Genomic DNA, 1,380 nt, shown 5'->3' with positions numbered 1-1,380 from the left:
TCAACCCCCACCCCCCAATCTTGGGGGCTTTAATAAGGAATTAGGATTGTGGCATTCAAAATGACCAACAATATATATTATACGAGGACGATGAAAATGTAGTTTTGTAAATCAAGCAATTACAATAGGTTACGGACATTTTCAGGAGAAGTATGGGACGCAGATAAACGCAGATTTTCAGGATTTTTAAATATACATCCTGATAATCTGCGAAAATCTGCGTCCCATAACCTATTTTCAGGAGAAATTTAATGCTTTTGTATGGGAAAAATTCTGTTTTAGAAAGACTAAAAACAAAGCCTAAAAGTATAAAAAAGGTATTTTTGCAAGATAATTTTAATGAACCACATATCGAGAAATTAATAATAGCAAATAATATTTCTTTAGAGCGTTTATCTTCAGATGAATTAATTAAAATTAAACCCCAGACAAATACTCAAGGTATAATTGCCAGAGTAGATAAGTATGCTTATACTTCTTTTGAGGATTTGTTGAGTTATTCAACTGCTAACCAATTGACACTTATATTTTTAGACAGGATATATGACCCGCAGAACTTAGGTGCGATTATCCGCACCGCCGCTTGTTTTGGGAAATTTGCGATTATTATTCCTCAATTTGAGGCGTGTGAAGTCAATGAAACGGTTCTACATGTAGCCTCTGGAGGCGAAAATTATATATTAATCTCATTAGTAGCTAATCTTCCCAAAGCAATAGTTCTGGCAAAGGAATGTGGATATTGGATTATTGGCGCCCAGGTCAGTGATGATGCTTGTGATATAACCAAAATCCCCTTACTGTTTCCATTAGGATTTGTTTTAGGCTCTGAGGGAAAAGGAATCCGCTATGGAATACAAAAACATCTTGATATAAAGGTGCGTATTCCAATGGAAGGGGCTAAACTTTCATTCAATGTGTCTCTTAGTTGTGCTATCTTTTGCTACGAAATAGTTAAACAAAGGAAGTTAAAATAACTCTTTTTCGCTAAATTCGCCTTGAGGCATTAAATTTACAATATGTTTTTTGTTAATTGCCATAAAATCTACTTCATACATTGGTTTTTTCCCCTCAATAGAATATACTTTGACATTTGTAAGGGCGATATAATCTTTCGCTCCCGCGTTTAACTCATCCAATATCCTGGCATCCTTATAAGTATACATATATGCTTCTATTCGTTGAAATTGCGTAAAAAGAATAACTGGCACCTGTGCTTTTTCTACCCACATTTTTCATCACTCCCTTTTTAAATTTGTGTAACCGTTCAGGCTATATATCAAAAGTGTAAGAAAGGGGATAAGGAGATAAGAGTGATATGGAGATAAGATAATAGAAATAGATTGAAATTTATAGAAATAGGTAGAAATTGATTGTGGAAAA

2 protein-coding genes are annotated in these 1,380 nt (G+C 34.1%); one reads left to right on the top strand and one right to left on the bottom strand.

Annotated features, from left to right (window positions below; genetic code table 11):
• Nucleotides 1-251: 251 nt before the first annotated feature.
• Nucleotides 252-974, top strand: a complete 723-nt coding sequence (rlmB, locus tag AB1422_19490; protein ID MEW6621485.1) for a 23S rRNA (guanosine(2251)-2'-O)-methyltransferase RlmB — start codon at nucleotides 252-254, stop codon at nucleotides 972-974.
• Here rlmB and AB1422_19485 read toward each other — a convergent pair.
• Nucleotides 966-1,229: a hypothetical protein gene (locus AB1422_19485; protein MEW6621484.1), complete on the bottom strand. Its 264-nt coding sequence runs from the start codon at nucleotides 1,227-1,229 to the stop codon at nucleotides 966-968. The genes rlmB and AB1422_19485 overlap by 9 nt on opposite strands.
• Between the last annotated feature and the right edge of the window lie 151 nt (nucleotides 1,230-1,380).

This window comes from bacterium (genome assembly GCA_040757115.1).
In the GTDB taxonomy this organism is placed as follows: Bacteria; UBA9089; CG2-30-40-21; order CG2-30-40-21; family SBAY01; genus JBFLXS01.
Note: the sequence above shows the minus strand (reverse complement) of the source record. Positions and strands in the feature narration are given on the sequence as shown.